Origin of the sequence: Endozoicomonas sp. ALB091 (assembly GCF_049310265.1) — a bacterium.
Lineage (GTDB): Bacteria > Pseudomonadota > Gammaproteobacteria > Pseudomonadales > Endozoicomonadaceae > Endozoicomonas.
On the sequence record NZ_JBLYNQ010000017.1, the window covers coordinates 94,108 to 115,278 of the forward strand.

The 21,171-nt window shown below is 52.4% G+C and carries 16 protein-coding genes; 14 read left to right on the plus strand and 2 right to left on the minus strand.

Annotation, left to right across the window (positions count from 1 at the left end; genetic code table 11):
* The 13 genes from ACO6UX_RS24355 (at window position 1) to ACO6UX_RS24415 (ending at window position 15,992) form a co-directional block, all read left to right on the plus strand.
* A complete protein-coding gene (locus ACO6UX_RS24355) occupies window positions 1-1,584 on the plus strand; it encodes a UDP-N-acetylmuramoyl-L-alanyl-D-glutamate--2,6-diaminopimelate ligase (RefSeq protein ID WP_422450937.1) in 1,584 nt (527 codons plus the stop codon).
* Window positions 1,581-2,996 carry a UDP-N-acetylmuramoyl-tripeptide--D-alanyl-D-alanine ligase gene (locus tag ACO6UX_RS24360; protein ID WP_422450938.1) on the plus strand — a complete coding sequence of 472 codons (1,416 nt, stop codon included), beginning with the start codon at window positions 1,581-1,583 and terminating at the stop codon, window positions 2,994-2,996. The genes ACO6UX_RS24355 and ACO6UX_RS24360 overlap by 4 nt, the downstream gene beginning before the upstream one ends.
* The gene (mraY, locus tag ACO6UX_RS24365; RefSeq protein WP_422450940.1) at window positions 2,996-4,078 is read left to right on the plus strand and encodes a phospho-N-acetylmuramoyl-pentapeptide-transferase; all 1,083 of its coding nucleotides are present in this window, start codon (window positions 2,996-2,998) and stop codon (window positions 4,076-4,078) included. The genes ACO6UX_RS24360 and mraY overlap by 1 nt, the downstream gene beginning before the upstream one ends.
* 22 nt (window positions 4,079-4,100) lie before the next feature.
* On the plus strand, window positions 4,101-5,531 hold the full coding sequence (gene murD, locus ACO6UX_RS24370; protein WP_422450941.1) for a UDP-N-acetylmuramoyl-L-alanine--D-glutamate ligase: 1,431 nt from the start codon (window positions 4,101-4,103) through the stop codon (window positions 5,529-5,531).
* Complete coding sequence (gene ftsW / locus ACO6UX_RS24375; RefSeq protein ID WP_422450943.1) at window positions 5,525-6,769, plus strand: putative lipid II flippase FtsW; 1,245 nt, start codon at window positions 5,525-5,527, stop codon at window positions 6,767-6,769. The genes murD and ftsW overlap by 7 nt, the downstream gene beginning before the upstream one ends.
* Complete coding sequence (gene murG, locus ACO6UX_RS24380; RefSeq protein ID WP_422450944.1) at window positions 6,762-7,883, plus strand: undecaprenyldiphospho-muramoylpentapeptide beta-N-acetylglucosaminyltransferase; 1,122 nt, start codon at window positions 6,762-6,764, stop codon at window positions 7,881-7,883. The genes ftsW and murG overlap by 8 nt, the downstream gene beginning before the upstream one ends.
* Window positions 7,876-9,333 (plus strand): UDP-N-acetylmuramate--L-alanine ligase, encoded by a 1,458-nt coding sequence (murC, locus tag ACO6UX_RS24385; RefSeq protein ID WP_422450946.1) that lies wholly within the window; start codon window positions 7,876-7,878, stop codon window positions 9,331-9,333. The genes murG and murC overlap by 8 nt, the downstream gene beginning before the upstream one ends.
* A 33-nt stretch (window positions 9,334-9,366) precedes the next feature.
* Window positions 9,367-10,302, plus strand: coding sequence for a D-alanine--D-alanine ligase (locus tag ACO6UX_RS24390; protein ID WP_422450947.1), 936 nt, complete (start codon window positions 9,367-9,369; stop codon window positions 10,300-10,302).
* Window positions 10,295-11,110 (plus strand): cell division protein FtsQ/DivIB, encoded by an 816-nt coding sequence (locus tag ACO6UX_RS24395; RefSeq protein WP_422450949.1) that lies wholly within the window; start codon window positions 10,295-10,297, stop codon window positions 11,108-11,110. Before ACO6UX_RS24390 ends, ACO6UX_RS24395 begins: the two co-directional genes overlap by 8 nt.
* A 53-nt stretch (window positions 11,111-11,163) precedes the next feature.
* Window positions 11,164-12,399 carry a cell division protein FtsA gene (ftsA, locus tag ACO6UX_RS24400; protein WP_101746660.1) on the plus strand — a complete coding sequence of 412 codons (1,236 nt, stop codon included), beginning with the start codon at window positions 11,164-11,166 and terminating at the stop codon, window positions 12,397-12,399.
* Window positions 12,400-12,476: 77 nt separating this feature from the next.
* Entirely contained in the window at window positions 12,477-13,664 is a 1,188-nt protein-coding gene (ftsZ, locus tag ACO6UX_RS24405; RefSeq protein WP_422450950.1) for a cell division protein FtsZ, read from the plus strand.
* A 102-nt stretch (window positions 13,665-13,766) separates the two neighbouring features.
* Window positions 13,767-14,681 (plus strand): UDP-3-O-acyl-N-acetylglucosamine deacetylase, encoded by a 915-nt coding sequence (gene lpxC, locus ACO6UX_RS24410; protein WP_422450952.1) that lies wholly within the window; start codon window positions 13,767-13,769, stop codon window positions 14,679-14,681.
* Between the two features lie 375 nt (window positions 14,682-15,056).
* Entirely contained in the window at window positions 15,057-15,992 is a 936-nt protein-coding gene (locus ACO6UX_RS24415; protein ID WP_422450954.1) for a M23 family metallopeptidase, read from the plus strand.
* A gap of 54 nt (window positions 15,993-16,046) precedes the next feature.
* On the opposite strand, the gene metX is transcribed toward ACO6UX_RS24415, so the two are convergent.
* A complete protein-coding gene (gene metX / locus ACO6UX_RS24420; protein WP_422450956.1) occupies window positions 16,047-17,129 on the minus strand; it encodes a homoserine O-acetyltransferase MetX in 1,083 nt (360 codons plus the stop codon).
* A gap of 7 nt (window positions 17,130-17,136) precedes the next feature.
* The gene (gene cysK, locus ACO6UX_RS24425; RefSeq protein WP_422450957.1) at window positions 17,137-18,093 is read right to left on the minus strand and encodes a cysteine synthase A; all 957 of its coding nucleotides are present in this window, start codon (window positions 18,091-18,093) and stop codon (window positions 17,137-17,139) included.
* A gap of 317 nt (window positions 18,094-18,410) precedes the next feature.
* Between cysK and secA the strand changes: the two genes are divergently transcribed.
* Window positions 18,411-21,152 (plus strand): preprotein translocase subunit SecA, encoded by a 2,742-nt coding sequence (gene secA, locus ACO6UX_RS24430; protein ID WP_422450959.1) that lies wholly within the window; start codon window positions 18,411-18,413, stop codon window positions 21,150-21,152.
* Window positions 21,153-21,171: the final 19 nt, after the last annotated feature.

Sequence of the window (21,171 nt, forward strand, 5' to 3'; positions counted from 1 at the left end):
ATGACAGCTGAGCAAGAGAATACTCTCAATGGCGTGCTTGCCGAACTGCAGCTACCGGTGGTAGCGGTAGACAGGAAGCTGAATCATATGACCCTCGATAGTCGCAAGATTACCGGGGGTGAGTTGTTTATTGCGATTCCCGGTATTCAGTCCGATGGCCGCAACTACATTGCTGATGCCCTGGAGAAAGGTGCCGCAGCGGTGCTGGTGGATGATAGCGAAGGGTTTGATCTGTCTGCTGCGGCAGGCAATGAGTCCGTTTTTTTTGTTCCGGGCCTCAGTGGCAAGGTTGGGTCCCTGGCTGATCGTTTTTATCGGCAACCTTCTGAACAGTTGAGCGTTATTGGTGTTACCGGCACCAATGGCAAAACCTCCTGTTGCTGGTTTATCTCTGAAATCCTCGGGCAGCTGGGCAAGCCCTGTGCATTAATGGGCACCGTGGGGCGCGGGTTGCCGGGGCAGATGGAGGCTTCCTTAAATACCACCAGTGATGTGATTTCCCTGCAGCAGTACCTGGGGCAACTGGTAGCGGATGGCGTAGAGGCGCTGGCTATGGAGGTGTCCTCCCACGGGCTTGATCAGGGACGGGTGTCCGGGGTCTCTTTTGAGGTGGCGCTGTTTACCCATATCAGTCGTGATCATCTGGATTATCACGGTTCCCTGGAGAACTACGCAGCGGCCAAGGCCCGGCTGTTTTCCGAGTGTACATACCGGTATGCGGTTATTGGCAAGGACGATGAGTTTGCACCGCTGATGCTTTCCTCCTGCCCACAGAATGCCAATATCACCACCTGGTCCCTGGAAGATGCTTCGGCAGATGTGTATCTCAGTAACATTGAAACGTTACCGCAAGGTTTCAGGGCAACCCTTCATACGCCCTGGTGTGTGGGTACATTGGCGACTTCATTACTGGGACGTTTTAACCTGGAAAATCTGTTGGCGGTTATTGCTGCGTTGGGTGTTCAGGGGTATGCACTTGATCGCATTCTGGCGGCTATTCCGGCGATTTCTGCCCCTCCCGGCAGGATGCAGCAGTTTGGTGGTGGCACTCAGCCGCTGGTGCTGGTTGATTATGCCCATACGCCGGATGCCATTGACAGTGTGCTTTCTTCATTGCGTGAGCACCGTGCGCAAATAAAGAGAATGACCCCTTCCGAAAAAGATTGCGAACAAGAAGCCGGGAAAATTGTCTGTATATATGGGTGTGGTGGTGACCGGGACAGAGGTAAGCGACCTCTGATGACGTTCGCCGCTTTGAACGGTGCGGATAAAGCAGTGCTGACCAGTGATAATCCCAGAACTGAAGATCCCCGCCAGATCATCACTGATGCGCTGGACGGTATTACAGAGAATGACCGTCAGCGCATTCAGGTGATTGCTGATCGCTCTGAAGCCATCCGTTCCACAATTACTTCCGCCAGTGCCGGTGACATTATCGTGATCGCGGGCAAGGGGCATGAAACCTATCAGGAAATTGATGGTGTTCGACATCACTTCGATGATGCAGAACAGGTGCAGCGGGTATTGCAATCGCAATGCACAGGCGCTCGGTTGCAAAATGTTCAAGAGGATGTGCAGGCATGATTGAATCGATGCGCCTTGCCGAAGTTGCCGGGATTGTTAACGGTCAGTTACATGATCTGCCAAATGATGAGCTGTCAGTTACCGGTGTCAGTATTGATACCCGAACATTGCAACCGGGTGATCTTTTTATTGCTATCAAAGGTCCCCGCTTTGATGGTCACGATTATCTGGGCCAAGCACAGGCGGCAGGCGCTGTTGCTGCCCTGACAGAGCACTATGTCTCTGGTGCTGCCTTGCCACAGATTGTGGTAACCAATTGTGAACAGGCGCTTGGGCTGTTGGGTGCTGCCAATCGCAATCACTTTTCCGGGTGTCTGGTCGGTGTTACCGGCTCCTGCGGCAAAACATCGGTTAAAGAGATGTTGCTGGCCATGTTCTCCGAAGCTGGCCCAACGCTGGCAACGCAGGGCAACCTCAATAATGCGCTGGGCACACCCTTAACGTTGTTAAGAATCAACGAAGCCCATCAGTTTGCCGTGGTTGAGATGGGTACCAGTGCTCCCGGCGAAATTGAATACATTGCCAATATGGGCAGCCCTGACGTATCCGTGATCGTCAATGCCGCTGAAACCCATCTGGCGGATTTGAAGAGTGTTGAAGGGGTTGCCTGGGAAAAAGGGTTTATTCTGGATGCTCTGCCGGATGATGGTACAGCTGTTCTGAATATGGATGACCGGTTCTACGGTCAGTGGTGTGACCGGGTTCTGCAAAAGCCGGGTCGACACATTATCAGTTTCAGTGCCCAGAGTCCTGAGGCGAACTGTTTTGCCAGTGATATCACGCCCAATCAGGAAGGCACCCGATTTACGCTGCATATCCGCCGAAAGGGGCAGCAGCCAGAGCAACAAACGCTGCAGCTTTCCTTCTGGGGGCGCTACCAGGTGACCAATGCCTGTTGCGCGGCGGCGGTTGCACTTGCCTGTGGGTTGTCGCTGGACATTATTGCCCGTGGACTGGAAAATGCCCGACCTTATCAGCGGCGTGGACAACGCTTTGTTCATTCGTCCGGTGCAGTCCTGATTGATGAAACTTACAATGCCAACCCGAAAGCGACGCTGGCGGCACTGGAGCAGCTGGCGGACTGTGGCGGCCGGACCATTATGGTTCTGGGTGACATGCTGGACCTGGGTGAGATATCCGATGAACGTCATAGGGACATTGGCCGCTATGCGCAAGAACTGGGTATTCAGCAGTTTTTGAGTTTCGGGCCTTCTGCACGCCTGGCCAGTGAAGCCTTTGGCAGCGGACAGCACTTCGACGATAAAAACGAGTTGATTGCCTTTCTGAAAGCACAGCTTCAGAGCATTACTAACAGCGACAGTATGGCTGTCATGGTGAAAGGATCAAAAGGGATGAAGATGTTGGACATTATCCAGGCTCTGATTGGGTCTGATTACAAGGGAGATGCCTGATGCTGGTCTGGCTGGCAGATTATTTAGCCCAGTATTACCATGGATTTCTGGTGTTCAAGTACCTCACGTTGCGAGGTATTTTCGGGGTCCTCACGGCTCTGGCCATGAGCTTATGGCTTGGGCCTCACTTTATTCGCAAACTGAGTTTTTACCAGATTGGCCAGGCGGTCCGTGATGATGGTCCGCAAAGCCATTTAAGCAAGGCTGGCACCCCGACCATGGGTGGTGCCCTGATTCTTATCTGCATTGCCATCAGCACCTTGCTATGGGCCGATCTGAGTAACCGCTACGTCTGGGTTGTGCTGTTTGTTACCGGTATTTTCGGTGCGGTTGGCTGGGTGGATGATTACCGCAAAGTGGTTGAAAAGAACTCCCGTGGTCTGCCCGCTCGATGGAAGATGTTCTGGCAATCGGTTGCTGGCCTGGGTGCCGCTTTTTTCCTGTTTTTTACCGCGCCATCCGCGACAGAAACAACCCTGATTATTCCCTTTTTCAAAAATGCCACGTTGCAGCTGGGGCCATTTTTTGTGGTGCTGGCCTACCTGACCATTGTCGGTTCCAGTAATGCCGTCAACCTGACGGATGGCCTGGATGGTCTGGCTATTTTGCCCACTGTGATGGTGGCTTCAGCCCTGGCGGTATTTGCCTATCTGAGTGGACATGCAACCTTTGCCCAGTACCTGCTGATTCCTGCGGTGCCGGGAGCCGGAGAGCTGATGGTATTTTGTGCTGCCATCGCCGGGGCAGGCCTTGGTTTTCTCTGGTTTAACACCTACCCGGCCCAGGTCTTTATGGGCGATGTGGGTGCTCTTGCGCTGGGTGCTGCCCTCGGGGTTGTTGCGGTTATCGTCCGCCAGGAAATCGTGCTGATTATTATGGGCGGTGTTTTTGTTATGGAGACGGTCTCTGTCATTTTGCAGGTGGGCTCCTACAAGTTAACCGGTCGTCGTATATTTCGCATGGCACCGCTGCACCACCACTTTGAGTTGAAAGGGTGGCCTGAACCCCGGGTCATCGTGCGCTTCTGGATTATTACTATTGTGCTGGTTCTGATTGGACTGGCATCGTTGAAAATTCGCTAACGGGTTTAAGGGTAACGGGATTGTGACAAGAAGCACTCTTGTTAAGAAAACAGCTGCAGCAGATAACGAGCCATCAGGGCTGATTGGCTCGAGTTGTCATCGTGTGATTATCGGTCTTGGCAAGACCGGGTTGTCCTGTGCCCGTTATCTTCATAGCCAGGGGTTGCCGTTCAAAATTATTGATACCCGGGAAACGCCTCCGGGGGAAGCGGAATGTCGTCAGCTATTTCCTGATGTACCTCTGCATACCGGTGGTTTCAACGAGCAATGGTTAATGGCTGCTGATGAGTTGGTGGTTAGTCCGGGTATTGCTCTGTCGGAACCGGCGATTGCCAGGGCGATGGACAATGGCGCTATTGCCATTGGTGATATTGAGCTGTTTTGTCGAGCGGTCAATGCTGCTTCGGCTGTTTCAACAAAGAAGCCGCTCGTCGCCATTACCGGCTCCAACGGCAAAAGCACGGTGACCACACTGGTTGGCGAAATGGTCAGCTGTTCAGGGCTTAAGCCCGGCGTAGGGGGTAATATCGGAACCCCGGTGCTTGATTTGCTGGATGATGACAGTATTGATGTTTACGTTCTGGAGCTTTCCAGTTTCCAGTTGGAAACCACCCATAGCCTCCGTGCAACGGCAGCGACGGTTCTGAACATCAGCCCGGACCACATGGATCGTTACCCGACGCTGGTTGAATACCACCAGGCCAAGCAGCGCATTTACAAAGGGTGCGGAACCGCCGTATTTAACCGGGATGATCCTCTTACTTCCCCGTTGCTTCCAGTGACTGCGGGAGCTGTGACCTTTACCAGTGGGTCTCCGGATCTTGGTCAGATGGGGCTTCTTGCTGACGATGACGGCATCTGGCTGAGCAAGGGGCTGGAAAAGCAGATCAATACCCGCCAGATGAAACTCAAAGGCCGTCACAATTATTTGAATGCCCTTGCTGCTCTGGCCCTGGGCGAGGCGATAGGTCTTGATGCCAATGCCATGTTCGAAGCGCTGATGGCCTTTCCCGGGTTGAAGCACCGTTGCCAATGGTTGGGTGAGCAGGATGGCGTTGCCTGGTTTAACGACTCCAAAGCCACCAATGTCGGTGCCTCCGTTGCGGCTATTGAAGGCCTGGGCGATGGGCTGGCAGGCAAGATTATTCTGATTGCCGGTGGTGATGGCAAAGGTGCGGATTTCTCGGATTTGCAGCCAGCGGTCGCGCGTTATGTCAGTCATCTGATCCTGATTGGGCGTGACGGGCCCGCCATTGAGCAGGCCGTGAAGGGCAGTGCAGAGATTCATAAGGTTGCCAGTCTGGATGATGCCGTCAGTCTTGCTGCACAGTTGGCCGAGCCCGGTGATGCCGTGCTGTTGGCACCGGCATGCGCCAGTTTTGATATGTTCAACAGCTTTGAGCATCGGGGTGACCGATTTGCAGAGCTGGTCAATGGTTTGATTGTATGCTGAAACGGGTTCGACACAGCTTTCTCACGGAGAAAGAGTCCATAGAACAGGAAGGGTCAAGGTCCACGAATGTTGACATGGTCCTGTTCGGGGCTGTGCTTGCCTTGCTGGCCATTGGTCTGGTGATGGTGGGTTCAGCCTCCATGGATGTTTCCAGTGCTACCTTTGGTGATCCATTCAGAGTCGTCTTTAAGCAGTTTCTGTTTATGGTGGTGGGGCTGGGTGCCATGGGTGTCATGATGCTGGTGCCTGTCAGCCGGATTCAGCAGTTGAGCTGGGTTGGCTTGCTGGTTGCGTTCTTTCTGCTGGTGCTGGTGCTGATTGTGGGTCGGGAAATTAATGGCAGTGTCCGCTGGATTCCCCTTGGCTTTTTTAACCTGCAAGCCTCAGAGGTTGCCAAGCTGTGTGTGGTGATTTATCTGGCAGGCTACCTGGTGCGACATCTTGATGAAGTGCGTACGCGCTGGAGTGGCTTTATCAAACCCATGCTGGTGCTCACCGGGTTGGCTTTGCTGCTGCTTGCGGAGCCGGACCTTGGTGCGCTGGTGGTGCTGACCGTGGCGGTGATGGGGATGATCTTTATGGCGGGCGCACGGTTCCACCAGTTTCTGGTCATGATTGCCGGCGTAATTATCCTGATTGTTCTGTTGATCTGGATGGAGCCTTATCGTATGGCTCGTATCACCTCCTACATGGATCCCTGGGCCCATGCTTTTGGCAGTGGCTATCAGTTAACCCAGGCTCTGATCGCGTTTGGTCGGGGAGCCTGGCTGGGTGAAGGGCTGGGAAATAGCATCCAGAAGCTGTTTTACCTGCCGGAGGCGCACACGGATTTTGTTTTTGCCGTATTGGCAGAAGAGTTTGGCCTGATTGGTTCGTTGCTGCTGCTTGGGCTGTTTCTGTTTGTTGCCTGGCGGTCATTGCAGCTGGGCTCAAGAGCGGAAGCCAGAGGGATGTTATTCCATGGCTTTGTCGCTTATGGTATTGCCCTGCTTTTTGCCTGTCAGGCGTTGATTAATATTTCTGTGAATACCGGACTGCTGCCCACTAAAGGGCTGGCCTTACCCATGATCAGCTATGGAGGCAGCAGTTTAATTGTCAACTGTCTGGCATTTGGTATTTTGTTGCGCATTGATTTTGAACGTCGTCTGACTAAAGCCACAGAGGTTAAGCCGGTTGCGGGGCGTAAAGCTCAGGAGCGAAAGACGAGTGAAGCCGCTGGAGGTAATACAAATGGCTGAGCAGGCAGTTTCTCAAACGCCTCCGGAGGCACCCAAAGTGATTATCATGGCAGGGGGCACCGGAGGACATATTTTCCCGGGGCTGGCTACAGCCAGGGAGTTGATTAAGCAGGGGTACCGGGTGCATTGGCTGGGCACTCCCGGAAGCATGGAAGCCGAGCTTGTGCCCGGGCATGGGATTGATATCAGCTTTATTCCGGTCACCGGCCTGCGGGGCAAAGGTTTGAGTTTTCTGTTGAAAGCTCCCTGGCGTCTGGCTGTTTCATTATTTAAGGCCGTTCGGGTTCTGAGAGAACACCGGCCGGTTTGTGTTGTTGGTATGGGGGGCTATGTCACAGGGCCCGGTGGTGTGGCTGCGCGGTTGTTGGGAATTCCCCTGGTGGTTCATGAACAAAATGCCGTGGCAGGTCTGACCAATAAACTGCTGGCCAGGATTGCTACCCGGGTGCTTGAAGCGTTTCCGGGAACCTTTGCTGGGCTCTCTTCACGCATTGCCCGAAAAGTAATGCTGACCGGGAATCCGGTGCGTCCGGAGATTGTCGCCGTTCCTGCCCATTTACCACGCACTCCCTTAAGGCTGCTGGTCGTTGGGGGGAGCCGCGGAGCCCTGGCAATCAACCAGATGATTCCCCGGGTTTTACAAAACTGTGGTGCTCAGATTGACGTCTGGCACCAGACCGGTAAGGGAACCTTTGAGCAGTGCCTGGCAGATTATCAGCAGCTCGGCGTTTCCGGTCGGGTAGAGCCGTTTATTGATGATATGGCTCAGGCTTATGAGTGGGCGGATCTGGTCATCTGCCGCTCTGGCGCATTAACCATCGCAGAACTGGCAGCGGCAGGAAAACCCGGAATTCTGGTGCCTTTCCCGTTTGCGGTGGATGATCATCAGACAATGAATGGGCGTTACCTGGTCGATCGAGGTGCAGCCCTGATGGTTCAGCAAAAAGATTTGAATGTGGACAGTTTGACAAACATGATTTTGAAGCTGGCAGATAATCCTGAACAGCTTGAACGAATGGCCTCATCAGCAAGAACGGCCAGTTTGCCACAGGCGACTGATGACGTGGTCAGGCTTTGTCTTGAAGCGGCTGGTAAGGAGGTCTCTTATGCCTGATGTAAAAAGTCGGATTCCCGTTGTGGCGGTGCCAGAGATGAGGCGTATCCGTAAAATCCATTTTGTCGGTATTGGTGGTTCCGGCATGTGTGGCATTGCCGAAGTTCTGCTGAATCAGGGGTATGAAATCTCTGGCTCGGATATTCGTGCATCATCAGTAACTGAACGCCTTGAAGGGCTCGGGATTGAGGTGTTTATTGGCCACCGTGCCGACAATGTGATCAGCGCAGATGTTATTGTCACCTCAACTGCGGTTGCCGGAGATAACCCGGAAGTGGTTGAGGGGGAAAGACGTCGGCTGCCCATTGTTCCCCGGGCCCAGATGCTGGCGGAATTAATGCGTTATCGCCACGGCATTGCGGTGGCGGGTACCCATGGCAAGACCACTACCACCAGTCTGCTGGCTTCGGTTCTCGGGTTCAGTGGTATGGACCCGACGTTTGTGATTGGGGGCAGGCTCAACTCGGCCGGTACCAATGCAAAACTGGGTGGCAGCCGTTACCTGGTGGCCGAGGCGGATGAGTCTGATGCCTCTTTCCTGCATTTGCAGCCGATGGTGTCCATTATCACCAATATTGATGCTGACCATATGTCTACCTACGACGGTGACTTTGGCAAGCTGAAAAAAGCATTTATTGATTTCTTGCACAATCTGCCTTTTTACGGTGTGGCGATTGTCTGTATCGACTGTCCGGTTGTTCGGGAACTGTTGCCGGAAATCAAACGACAGGTGATTACCTATGGTTTCAGTGAAGACGCGGATTTCCGGGCAGTGAATGTTCGTCAGCAGGGCATGAGAACCTCGTTTGACCTGGTTCGTCGCACTGATGTCGAAGAACCCCCTGTGACCATTGAACTGGGTATTCCCGGACGCCATAACGTGCTGAATGCTCTGGCCGCGTTTGCCACGGCGGCTGATGAAGGCATTCCGGATCAGGTGATTGCTGAAGGGCTGAGTCGTTTTGATGGTGTTGGTCGACGTTTCCAGGTGCTGGGAGAGTTTACTAACCGGGTTGGCGACGTGATGCTGGTGGATGATTATGGCCACCACCCGACGGAAGTGGATGCGACCATTAAAGCGGTTCGTGATGGCTGGGATGACAAACGACTGGTGATGATTTACCAGCCTCATCGTTTCTCTCGCACCCGTGACCTGTATGAGGATTTTGTCGATGTGCTGTCCAGGGTTGATGTTCTTCTGTTAATGGAAGTGTACCCTGCCGGAGAAGAACCGATTGCAGGGGCGGACAGTCGCTCACTATGCCGGAGTATTCGCCAGCGTGGACTGGTTGATCCGATATTTATTGCCCGTCCTGAAGACGTTGAGTCAGTATTGGCGGATGTACTTCAGGATGGGGACTTGCTGTTGGCTCAGGGAGCCGGGGATATTGGCGCACTGGCTCTCAGGCTGGCCAGTGCTGAGTTGGCTCTGCCGAAGACAGAACAGTAAAGCTACGAATTGAATAGTAAAGGAAAACAGTGCATGAAGTACGACCGGAGTTGTGATCACTTCGATCCAAAAGCTTTTGGCAAGGTTGCTGTACTTTTCGGTGGAAACTCCGCAGAAAGGGAAGTGAGCCTGACCAGTGGTGAGCGTATTTATGCCGCGTTGCATCGCCAGGGTGTGACATGCCAGCTGATTGATACCTGTGAGAATGTTGTTGAGCAGCTTCAGCAATATGCACCTGACTATGCCTTCATTGCCTTGCATGGCGGTGGGGGAGAAGATGGAACGATACAGGGAATGCTGGAAACCATGGGTATTCCCTATCCCGGCAGTGGTGTTATGGCATCGGCCCTGGCGATGGATAAATACCGCTGCAAGTTGCTCTGGCAATCCATTGGGCTGCCAACACCGGAATTTGCCCTGGTTATGGGGGCTGACAATCTTGGCCATGCCGAGTCGCTGTTGCCTGCCTTTGTCAAACCCAGCATGGAGGGCTCCAGTGTTGGTGTGGCACGGGTTGATCGAAGGGAAGACCTTGAAGTTGCCTGCGAGCGTGCAGCGGAGCACAAGGGGGCGGTTCTGGTGGAGTCGTTTATCGATGGGCCTGAGTTTACGGTGGGTATTCTTAATGGTCAGCCACTGCCTGTTATCCGAATTGAGGCAGAGGGTGAATTTTATGATTACCAGGCCAAGTATCTGTCGGATAATACCCGCTACACCATTCCCTGTGGCCTGACTTCTGTTAAGGAGCAGGAACTGCAGGCGGTTGCTCTGACGGCATTTGAAGCCCTTGGGTGTTCAGGCTGGGGGCGTGTTGACTTTATGCAGGATCAGCAGGGACGATTCTGGTTGCTTGAGGTCAATACTATTCCGGGGATGACAGATCATAGTCTGCTGCCGATGGCCGCAGCGGATGCCGGTTTATCTTTCGATGAACTGGTGATTGAAATATTGAAAACAGCGGATGTCTGATCGAGCAGGTTGGTCTGTTTCAGCCGGTTGGTCGGGGGAAGTACGGGGCGCATCCCGAAGGGACGGTAAACAGGTTGTTGGCAGAGGGAAAAAAACACTGCCGTGGAAAAGAGTGCTTCAGGTTCTGGTGTCTCTTGTTCTGCTGGCAGGCTTGCTGGGCTCAATGCCGTGGTTGGTGAACTGGTTGAATCAGCCGATAGCACGGGTGGAAGTGCATGCAGGCTTTGAGTATTTATCCAGAGAGCAAGTCGAGGGTGTTTTGCAGCCTCACTTACAGGACCGTTTTTTTGCCCTGGATTTGCGCGAGATGCAGCAGGTTCTGATGGCAATGCCCTGGATTAAGACCGCCTCGGTTCGACGACAGTGGCCTGACAGTGTCCAGGTGAGCCTGACCGAACAGCAGCCGGTGGCGAGGTGGGGCAGCAGCGCCCTGATCAGCAATGAAGGTGAGGTGTTTGCACCAGAGGATATTGCCGGTTTTTCCGCCATGCCGGTTCTGGGTGGCCCGGAAGAGCTGGCGGTGGAGGTGATGCAGCAATATCTGGCCATCAGTCAGTTGCTCCGGCCTATGGGGCTCAGGCTGACCATGCTGAAACGTAGCAATAGTGGCTCATGGCGATTTACCATAGGACATGTTGAGGTCAATATTGGTCGTGACCGAAGGATGGAAAGACTGCAGCGTTTTGTCCGTCTTTATCATGCCAGGCTGGAGTCTCGCTGGGATCAGGTAAAGCGGGTAGATTTGCGATATTTGAACGGTGCTTCGGTTGCCTGGAGTGAGACGCTGGTTAACACGGGGTCAAAATAAGTCAGCCAGGCTCAGATTTATGATCGTTAGAGAAGTTTGGGAAGATTGATGCCATGACAGCGGCAGATAATGGAAGATTGATCGTTGGGTTGGATATAGGCACCTCGAAAGTCGTGGCTATTGTCGGAGAGCTCAACGCTGAGGGTGACATTGAAGTCATCGGCATCGGCTCGCATATTTCCCGCGGGCTTAAGCGTGGCGTTGTGGTTAATATTGACTCTACGGTCCATGCCATTAAGAGAGCCGTTGAAGAAGCTGAGCTGATGGCCGGGTGTCAGATACACTCGGTCTATGCCGGTATTGCCGGCAATCACATCAAGAGTCTTAACTCCCACGGTATCGTTGCGATACGTGAGCGTGAAGTGAATGGTGCCGATATTGACCGGGTGATTGACGCCGCCCAGGCGGTGGCGATCCCGGCGGATCAGCGGATTCTGCATATTCTTCCACAGGAGTATGCCATTGATAACCAAGAGGGGATCAAGGAGCCTCACGGGATGTCCGGTGTTCGGCTGGAAGCCAAGGTTCATCTGGTGACCTGCGCTGTTAATGCGGCCCAGAATATTGAGAACTGCATCCGTCGCTGTGGTCTGGAAGTGGACGATATTATTCTTGAGCAGCTGGCTTCAAGTTATTCGGTGCTTTCCGAAGATGAGAAAGAGCTGGGCGTCTGTATGGTGGATATCGGCGGTGGCACGACAGATATTGCCATCTTTACCGACGGTGCCATTCGGCATACGGCAGTGATTCCCATTGCCGGTGATCAGGTGACCAATGACATTGCCATGGCCTTGCGGACACCGACGCAAAATGCCGAAGACATAAAGATTAAATATGCCTGTGCCCTGGCCCAGCTGGCTGGAGCCGATGAAACCATTAAAGTTCCCAGTGTCGGTGAGCGACCCTCCAGGGAGCTTTCCCGGCAGGCACTGGCAGAGGTGGTAGAACCTCGTTATGACGAGCTGTTTACGTTAATTAATGCAGAGATCAGGCGCAGTGGTTTCGAAGACCTGATCCCCGCAGGTATCGTTCTGACCGGTGGTACTTCCAAGATTGAGGGAGCTATTGAGCTGGCAGAAGAGATTTTCCACATGCCGGTCAGGCTGGGTGTGCCGCAGTTAGTGAAAGGGCTGAGTGATGTGGTCAGTAATCCCATTTATTCAACGGGTGTCGGGCTTTTGCACTATGGCCAGAAAATGCAGAAAGATGGTTTGAAAAAGTCGATCGCCAGCAAACCTCAGGATGCTGGGCTGATGGACAAGATGAAGCGCTGGTTTCAGAACTTTTAAGTGTGTAGCAGCGCAGTTTTTCAGTAACGGTATTGGTAAGTATTTGTTAGATTAAGGGTGATAAAAAGGAGATGACCATGTTTGAATTGGTGGATAACGTACCGCAGGAAGCGGTCATAAAAGTTATCGGTGTCGGTGGTGGTGGTGGTAATGCAGTCTGCCACATGCTGAATAGTCAGCTCGAAGGTGTTGAGTTTGCCTGTGCAAACACTGACGCCCAGGCGCTGAAAAAGCAGCATTTGCAGGCCCATACTCACCTGCAGCTGGGAGCCTCGATCACACGAGGGCTTGGTGCAGGCGCGAACCCGAATGTCGGTCGCGAGGCGGCGATGGAAGACCGGGAGCGTATCGCCGAGCTCCTCAAAGGTGCGGATATGGTCTTTATTGCCGCTGGCATGGGCGGTGGTACCGGGACCGGCGCAGCTCCGGTGGTTGCCGAGATAGCCCGGGAGCTTGGCGCACTGACCGTGGCCGTGGTCACCAAGCCATTCGGTTTTGAAGGCAAGCGCAGAATGGCGGTTGCCGAAGAAGGTCTTAAAGAGCTTCAGGAACATGTGGACTCGCTGATTACCATTCCCAATGAAAAGTTACTGCCAGTGCTTGGCAGTGATGTCAGTCTGCTCAATGCCTTTGGTGCTGCCAATGATGTTCTGCTGGGTGCGGTGCAGGGGATTTCTGAACTGATTACCCGTGATGGTCTCATCAACGTTGACTTTGCCGATGTTCGCACGGTGATGTCAGAAATGGGTATGGCGATGATGGGTACCGGAGTTGCCACGGGTAGCGGCCGTGCAGCAGAAGCAGCTGAGAAAGCCATCCGCAGTCCGCTGCTGGAAGATGTTGATCTCCAGGGAGCCAAAGGTGTTCTGGTTAACATTACTGCCGGCCTTGACTTTACCGTTGGTGAGTACAACCAGGTAGGCGACGTTGTAAGTCAGTTTGCGTCTAACGATGCAACCGTTGTTATCGGCACTGTTATTGACTCGGAATTAACGGACGAGCTGCGGGTGACTGTTGTGGCAACCGGTATTGGTGCTGGCGGCGTTGCCAGGGAACAGTTGAAGGTGGTTGAAAAAGCACCGCCAAAAAACAAAGACGGCACACCTGACTATGGCAGGCTGGACATTTCTCCTCTGTTGCGTGACAAAAAGAAGGAGGAAGAGGAAGTGGGTCCGCGGCAAGAAGGTAAACGGGCAGCGGTGGCGACCGGAGATAGTGTCGATTACCTCGATATACCGGCATTTCTGAGGCGTCAGGCGGATTAATCAGGGCGTATAAATGCGAACTTGTCTCAATTGTTACTTTTGTTACAATGTGACGTTGCATCCAAATAACAGGGACCTTTCAGGTCGCGGAACAGCGTTATCATGATCAGACAGCGTACACTGAAAAATATTATTCGTGCTACGGGCGTGGGCCTTCACTCCGGTGAAAAGGTTTACCTTACTCTTAAGCCTGCTCCCGTAGATACCGGCATCATTTTCTGTCGTACAGACCTTGACCCGGTCATTGAAATTCCGGCACATGCCCTGAATGTCGGGCAGACGACACTGTGCACGTCTTTGCATAAAGACGGCACCCGAATTGACACTGTTGAACACCTTCTCTCCGCCCTGGCCGGGCTGGGTATTGATAACGCCTGCGTTGAGGTCAGTGCCCACGAGGTTCCTATTATGGACGGCAGCGCTGGTCCATTCGTATTCCTGCTCCAGTCCGCAGGTATCCAGGAGCAGAATGCGCCCAAGAAGTTCATTCGCATCAAAGAAGATGTGACGGTGACGGATGGGGATAAAACGGCAACCTTCAAACCATACGACGGTTTCAAAGTAAGTTTCACCATTGACTTTGATCATCCTGTTTTCAAAAGCCGCTCCCAGACAGCGTCGATTGACTTCTCCAGTACCTCTTTTGTGAAGGAAGTCAGCAGGGCCCGTACTTTCGGCTTTATGCGTGATGTCGAGTACCTGCGTGCCCAGAATCTGGCCCTTGGCGGCAGCGTGGATAATGTGGTTGTTGTCGATGAGTACCGAATTCTCAATGAAGATGGCCTCCGCTATCACGATGAGTTTGTCAAGCACAAGATGCTGGACGCGATCGGCGACCTTTATTTGCTGGGGCATAGTTTGATTGGTCAGTTCATCGGTCATAAATCTGGCCATGAACTTAACAATAAACTGGTTAGAACGTTGCTTGCCCATGAGAAGTTATGGGAGATAGTGACTTTCGAAGAGGCTGAGGTTTCTCCGATCTCCTATCAGAAGCCCGTTGCTGTAACGGCCTGATGACTGCTTTTTGAGTTAATGCTGATCTGTTACGTGATTTTTTGCGAGGCTGGACAATTTTAGTCTTGAATCAGGCCACAATATAGTGGCCTTTTTTCTAGGAGGCTGTCAGTAAAAAGTCTTTATCCCGAACTGGTTTCTGATAAGTGCATGTTGTTCAAGAGTACTGTTTTTTTGACCTTGAACTGTCGTTGACCGCATTAAAAAATACCGTTTTACAACGATAACATCAGTATCAGGTGGCTCCTGGGCAGGGTGGAATGTAGACGAGCGTAGCTGTAGAAGTGAGGAAATCCGTCCTCTGGTTCTGTATTTTGCATGCTCCTGAAATACAATAGTGGAGATATGCTGCGGGTTTGGCATTAAGGGTTGCTGATGAAAATTATTGTTGTTAACCAGGATCATTCTCGAACCCGAACTTATTCCGGAAGTGGAAAACGGGTAGGGGTTCTGTTTTGCTGTGCTTTTTTGCTCTCCATGGCCGTTGGTGGTGGCGCAATGTATGCCTGGTTGACCAATAACCAGGAGCACATGTTAACCAGTGAAGGCGTCAAAAACTGGAAACAGGTTCTGGATACACAGCAACAGGATCTTGGCCTGGTTCGTCAGCAGGCACAAAACCAGCTGGATGCCCTGATGCTCAGGCTGTCTGAACTTCAGGGGCGTATGACCCGACTTGATGCCCTTGGCGAACGCCTTACCAGCAAGGCAAAACTGGATGACGGTGAGTTTGACTTCAATGAAGCGCCTGCACTGGGTGGCCCTCAGGAGTTTGCTGAAGCAGAAGCAGCCTACAGCAAGGTGAGTCTGATTGAGGCTATTGATCAATTGGCAGATCAGATTGATAACCGCGAAGAACAGCTGGACCTTCTGGATAATCTTATTTCCAGCAGAACCCTTCACGACGATGCATTTCTGGCGGGGTTGCCCGTCAGAAAAGGCTGGCTCTCTTCCCGTTATGGTCGCCGTACCGACCCGTTTACCGGTAAGGGTGCCTGGCATAATGGTGTGGATTTTGCCGGTAAGCGCGGCTCGGATATTATTTCCGTGGCGGCAGGTGTTGTTGTCTGGTCAGGCACCCGCTCAGGCTTTGGGCTTCTGGTGGAGGTCAATCATGGCAATGGTTATCTGACGCGTTATGCCCACAATGATGAAAATCTGGTCAAGGTCGGTGATATTGTCACCAGAGGGCAGGCCATTGCCAAAATGGGCAGTTCCGGGCGGTCAACCGGACCACATGTCCACTTTGAGGTTTTGAAAAATGGCAAGCCTCAGGACCCTTCGAGATATATCTACAGAGCAAGTAAGTAGAATTTAAGGCTGATTTTTTTCTTGCTCAGGGCGGGTATTCTTTAACTTCAGCTTTCAGTCGAGAAATACCCGCAGGTAGCGATCGAAGGCTCCGGTTTCTACCAGGAAGGCATCGTGGCCATATTGGGAGGGGTGATTGATATAGTGACAGTCCACCCGTCCCTTTAGCAGACCCTGGTACAGCTCTTGCTGTTGTTGCGGAGTGAACAGAATATCACTCTCTACCGAAATTACTGTGGTTTTAGCGGTGATTCTGCCGAAAGTGGCTGCGAGCGATTCGTATTGTTGCGTCACATCATATCGGTCCATTGCGGCGGTCAGCACCAAATAGCAATTGGCATCGAAGCTGCGGCAAAACAGATCGGCGTTATAATCCATATAGCTGTTGATTTCATCATCACGCATACCGATGTTGTTGAAACTATTGAAGCGTCGGTTCCATTCGGCGGCGTTACGATAAGTATAAAGCCCAAGCTTTCGTGCCAATCGAAATCCATTCAGCTGGGCATCCGGTTCATAATTGCCATCTTGAAAAGCCGGATCCAGCCGAATCGATTCCTGCTGGATCCGACGGTTAGCAATATTGGCCGGATATGCCTTATAGGACGAACTGGTTAACAGTAACCTTTGCACCGAATCGGGGTAAGCAATTGCCCAGGTCAGTGAAACCATAGCGCCCATTGAGTTACCGATCATGGCATACAGGCTCTCAATGCCGAGGTGGTCCAGCAATAACTGCTGACTGTGCACCATGTCTTCCATTACCACCTCCGGAAAGTCCCCTCTCCAGGGCTTGCCGGTTTCCTTGTTAATGGTCACCGGACTGGTTGAACCAAAACAACTGCCCAAATTATTGATGCAAATAACATGATACCTGTCGGTATCAATCGCTTTGCCTGGTCCTACCATGGCCTGCCACCAACCCTTTTTCGGATTGGCTTTAGTGGCAGCGACATGGGGCCCTACACTCAAGGCATGATGAATCAGAACAACATTATCCCTTTGCTTATTCAAATGGCCGAACGTTTCGTAACACAACTGCCAGTGTTCCAATACCCGGCCATTGGCAAGGGTGAACGGCTCCGTACTTGTAAACAGGCTGGAGCCGTCTTCGAGGTTCTGTATCGAATAACTCAAGACAGTATTACTTTAAAGTTTCCAGTACTTCGTCGTCTGAGCCTTCGGCTATATCATCAAACAGGAAAGTAGACATGTAACGTTCGCCGGTATCCGGCAACATGGCCAGAATGGTAGAGCCTTCAGGTGCAGTTTCAGCCACTTCAAGTGCAGTCGCAACCGTTGCACCGGCAGAGATACCACAGAAGATGCCTTCTTTGCGGGCCAGTTCAAGCGCGGTATCACGGGCAACCACGTCATTAACTGGCAATACTTCATCAATGACGTCACGGTTAAGGACCGGGGCGATAAAATCCGGCGTCCAACCCTGAATCTTGTGCGGTGCCCACTCTTTGCCACTGAGCAATGCCGCACCGGCAGGTTCGGTGCAGATGATTTTGATGTTTGGGCGGGCAGCCTTAAGTACTTCACCGACACCGGTGATGGTACCGCCAGTGCCGTAGCCACTGACAAAATAATCCAGCCGCTTGCCGGCAAAATCCTGCAAAATTTCAGGGGCGGTGGTGTTTCGGTGATATTCAGGATTGGCTTCGTTTTCAAACTGTCGAGCCAGGAACCAGCCGTTTTTCTCGGACAACTCTTTGGCAACCCGCACCATGCCGGTACCACGCTCGGCAGCCGGCGTCAGTACAACTTTGGCACCCAGGGCACGCATGATTTTGCGACGCTCAACAGAGAATGTTTCGGTCATAACCGCCACAAAAGGATGGTTCAATGCCGCACACACCATGGCCATGGCGATACCTGTATTACCGGAGGTCGCTTCTACGACGGTTTGGCCTTCTTCAAGTTCACCCTTTTGCCGGGCGTCGTTGATGATGGCAAATGCCAATCGGTCCTTTACAGAGGCCATAGGGTTAAAGTACTCGGCCTTCACGTAGAAGTTGACGTGTGCCGGTGCCAGGCGATTGATTTTAACGATGGGAGTCTGGCCGATTGTTTCTAAAATTGAATTGTAAATCATAAGGGTATGTCTCTTGCTGTCTTTCGCCACCCTGATTGAGATTTTTCTGAGCTCTGTTGCCAAAGGGGTGATCAGATTTTCAGGCGCACCAGTATGCCGTCAGTTCAATGCCAGTGCAAAAATCTAAAGCAGCTTGAAAGCATTGAATATTTTTTACCGACTCAGCTTAATGGACAGCACAGAAATACAGCTAATATAGGTGAGACTTTGCCGTGATTGTCATAGAATGTTGGACTATTGTGCGCTTGTCTGCTCCGGCCCGGATTTGTCGGTAGGAGGACAGCTCCGGAAACAGAGTGTGAGACTGTTAACAACTTATGTTTGCTTCGTTAATTAAGAAAGTTATTGGTAGCCGGAATGACCGCCAGCTGAAACGGATGGGTAAGATTGTCAAATCAATCAATGCCCTGGAAGAAAGCCTGGCGGCTTTGAGCGACGATGAGCTGAAGGCTAAAACCGGAGAGTTTCGCGAGCGCTTCAACAAAGGCGAAACCCTTGATGACCTGTTGCCTGAGGCGTTTGCTGTGGTTCGTGAGGCGGGCAAGCGGGTGATGGGCATGCGTCATTTTGATGTCCAGCTTATTGGTGGCATGACCCTCCATGAAGGGCGCATTGCCGAGATGCGCACCGGTGAAGGTAAGACACTGGTGGCCACCCTGCCTGCTTATTTGAACGCCATTCCCGGTCAGGGCGTTCATGTGGTTACCGTGAATGATTATCTGGCCCGTCGTGATGCGAACTGGATGCGCCCGCTCTATGAGTTTCTGGGGATGAGCGTGGGCATTGTTGTTCCGCAGCAGGATCCGGAAGAGAAGCGTCAGGCTTATCAGGCGGATATCACCTACGGAACCAATAACGAGTTTGGTTTTGACTACCTTCGTGACAATATGGCCTTCCGGAAGGAAGATCGCTTCCAGCGTGATCTCTTCTTCTCCATTGTCGATGAGGTTGACTCGATTCTGATTGATGAGGCCAGAACACCGCTGATTATTTCCGGTCCGGCTGAAGACTCCTCAGAACTTTATAAAAAGATGAATCAGCTGGTTCCCAGGCTGCAACGGCAGGAGCCCATTCCTGAAGACCAGGATCCCAATACCGTTGAATTTACCGGTCATTACTCAGTCGATGAGAAGACCCGCCAGGTTGAGTTGAATGAACTGGGCCATCAGTTTATTGAAGAGCTGCTGCAACAGGAAGGTTTGTTGCCGGAAGGGGAAAGCCTTTACGCCTCCAACAACCTGAACCTGCTGCACCATGCGAACTCAGCCCTGAAAGCCCATGTGCTGTTTAACCGCAATGTGGAATACATTGTTCAGAATAATGAAGTTCTGCTGGTAGATGAGCACACCGGTCGTACCATGCCGGGCCGTCGTCTCTCGGAAGGTCTCCATCAGGCGATTGAAGCGAAAGAAGGGTTGCGCATTCAGGCGGAGAGCCAGACTCTGGCTTCCACAACGTTCCAGAATTATTTCCGGAATTATGACAAGCTCTCCGGCATGACCGGTACTGCCGATACCGAAGCGTTCGAGTTCCGTCAGATTTATGGCCTCGACGTGATTGTTATTCCTACCCACAAGGAGATGGTTCGTCAGGATGGCAATGATCTCGTCTATCTGACGATCGCGGAAAAATACGACGCCATTATTGAAGATATCAAGGAAACGGTGAAAGCTGAGCGTCCGGTTCTGGTGGGTACGGCGTCTATCGACTCTTCTGAGCATCTGTCCAAAGCTCTTGATAAAGCGGGCATTGCTCACCAGGTACTGAATGCCAAATTCCATGAGAAAGAAGCCGATATCATCGCCCAGGCTGGTCGCCCCGGTGCGGTCACCATCGCCACCAATATGGCGGGCCGTGGTACCGATATCATGCTGGGCGGTAACTGGAAGGCAGAAGTTGCCGAGCTGGGTAGCCCGGCCCAGGAGCAAATTGATCAGATCAAAGCGGATTGGCAGAAACGCCACATGGCGGTGCTTGAAGCCGGTGGTCTGCATATTATCGGTACCGAGCGTCACGAGTCACGACGTATTGATAACCAGTTAAGAGGCCGTTCCGGTCGTCAGGGCGACCCGGGCTCTTCCCGTTTTTATCTGTCTCTGGAAGACAGCCTGATGCGGATTTTTGCTTCTGAGCGGGTCAAGAACTTTATGAAAGCCCTGGGCATGGAAAAAGGTGAAGCCATTGAACACCGCATGGTGACCAATGCCATCGAAAAAGCCCAGCGTAAAGTGGAAGGTCGCAACTTTGATATTCGTAAGCAGCTGCTGGAATATGATGATGTTGCCAATGACCAGCGTAAGGTCATTTATCATCAACGGGATGAACTGCTCAGTGCAGAGGATGTTTCTTCCAGTATTGAAGCACTGCGTGAAGACGTGGTCAGTGGCCTGATCAGTCAGCACATTCCACCCCAGAGCCTGGAAGAGCAGTGGGATGTGAAAGGTCTGGAAGAGAAACTGGCCAGCGAGCTCAATGAGCGTATGCCGGTTCAGCAGTGGCTGGATGAAGATGATCGTCTGGATGAAGAGGCGCTCCGTGAGCGTATTCTCCAGGGGGTAATCGATTCCTACCGCAAGAAGGAAGAATTGGCCGGTGCTGAAGTTCTGCGCAACTTTGAAAAGCATATTCTGCTGCGGATTCTGGATGACAAGTGGAAAGAGCATCTGGCCACCATGGACCACCTGAGACAGGGTATTCATCTTCGTGGTTATGCCCAGAAGAACCCCAAACAGGAATACAAGCGTGAGGCGTTTGAGTTATTCCAGCAGATGCTTGAGGATATCAAGTACGACACGATTCGTATTATCTCCCATGTACAGGTGCAGGAAGATGATCGAACCGCTGAGATGGAACGACAGCGTCGTGAGGAAATGGCCCGGAGAATGCAGTTTGAGCATGCCAGGGCCCAGGGTGTAGAAGCAGAAGCAACCGGGCAGGAAGCACCCGAAGAGGAAGCTCACCAGCCATTTGTCCGGGAAGGGCGTAAAGTGGGGCGGAACGATCCGTGTCCATGTGGTTCCGGTAAGAAGTTCAAACAGTGCCACGGTAAAATTGCCTGATCAGGGCAGGTAACTTAAA

Bases quoted from the DNA above. Each gene is read 5' to 3' on its own strand.
- murC (WP_422450946.1), top strand. From the start codon at position 7,876: ATGCCTGATGTAAAAAGTCGGATTCCCGTTGTGGCGGTGCCAGAGATG.
- mraY (WP_422450940.1), top strand. From the start codon at position 2,996: ATGCTGGTCTGGCTGGCAGATTATTTAGCCCAGTATTACCATGGATTT.
- lpxC (WP_422450952.1), top strand. From the start codon at position 13,767: ATGATCAGACAGCGTACACTGAAAAATATTATTCGTGCTACGGGCGTG.
- secA (WP_422450959.1), top strand. From the start codon at position 18,411: ATGTTTGCTTCGTTAATTAAGAAAGTTATTGGTAGCCGGAATGACCGC.
- ACO6UX_RS24395 (WP_422450949.1), top strand. From the start codon at position 10,295: ATGTCTGATCGAGCAGGTTGGTCTGTTTCAGCCGGTTGGTCGGGGGAA.
- murG (WP_422450944.1), top strand. From the start codon at position 6,762: ATGGCTGAGCAGGCAGTTTCTCAAACGCCTCCGGAGGCACCCAAAGTG.
- ACO6UX_RS24415 (WP_422450954.1), top strand. From the start codon at position 15,057: ATGAAAATTATTGTTGTTAACCAGGATCATTCTCGAACCCGAACTTAT.
- ACO6UX_RS24360 (WP_422450938.1), top strand. From the start codon at position 1,581: ATGATTGAATCGATGCGCCTTGCCGAAGTTGCCGGGATTGTTAACGGT.
- ftsW (WP_422450943.1), top strand. From the start codon at position 5,525: ATGCTGAAACGGGTTCGACACAGCTTTCTCACGGAGAAAGAGTCCATA.
- ftsA (WP_101746660.1), top strand. From the start codon at position 11,164: ATGACAGCGGCAGATAATGGAAGATTGATCGTTGGGTTGGATATAGGC.
- ftsZ (WP_422450950.1), top strand. From the start codon at position 12,477: ATGTTTGAATTGGTGGATAACGTACCGCAGGAAGCGGTCATAAAAGTT.
- cysK (WP_422450957.1), bottom strand. From the start codon at position 18,093: ATGATTTACAATTCAATTTTAGAAACAATCGGCCAGACTCCCATCGTT.
- ACO6UX_RS24390 (WP_422450947.1), top strand. From the start codon at position 9,367: ATGAAGTACGACCGGAGTTGTGATCACTTCGATCCAAAAGCTTTTGGC.
- ACO6UX_RS24355 (WP_422450937.1), top strand. From the start codon at position 1: ATGACAGCTGAGCAAGAGAATACTCTCAATGGCGTGCTTGCCGAACTG.